This window comes from Oleiphilus sp. HI0123 (genome assembly GCF_001635315.1).
In genome coordinates, this window is sequence record NZ_LWGE01000992.1 from 1 (window position 1) to 640 (window position 640).

Below are 640 nucleotides of genomic sequence, written 5' to 3' on the forward strand. Positions count from 1 at the left end.
TTCTTTAAACTCTTTTGAATAATGCTTCACTCATATTCTCTTACCGCCTCCTATTCAATTATTAAAAATTAACAGAGGCGACAACTATCCTGACACAGGGGGGTATAAAACTTAATGAAAAAGGTTTGTTGAACGAGACCACCTTTTTGGCAACCAAGTACGCTAAGCACATATTTTAGTTGGTTTTTTGCACATAGACATAATGACTCCCCACGTCCCAAAAGAGTGCTGACCTCCTATCGTGGGTTAGCAAAGCCAGAGCCATAATATATGTGTCATACCATATAAGCGGAGGCCAGCACCATGAAAAACAATACCATAATTTTTGTCGGATTGGACACCCATAAGGAGTTCACCGAAGTCGCATATTGCGAAGATCAACGAGGCTCAGAAGTAAAGCATCTTGGAAGAGTTTCTTCAGCCAAAGTATCACTTACCAAGATGGCAAGACAGTTTGAAAGCAAATACCCGCAGGCTACCCTGCATTTTGTTTATGAAGCAGGCCCCTGTGGCTACTGGATTTATCGATTGCTGACAAGCTTAGGCCATTGTTGCTATGTTGTTGCGCCATCACTGATTCCAAAGAAACCCGGACAACGCGTGAAAACAGATAAACGCGATGCACAAGATTTAGCTCGTT

General features: G+C 42.2%; 1 protein-coding gene. It reads left to right on the forward strand.

The genetic code is table 11. The annotated features are described in order from the left end of the window. Positions 1 to 303: 303 nt before the first annotated feature. Positions 304 to 640, forward strand: a 337-nt coding sequence (locus A3761_RS08525; RefSeq protein WP_197472986.1) for a transposase, incomplete at its 3' end; no start/stop codon positions are given.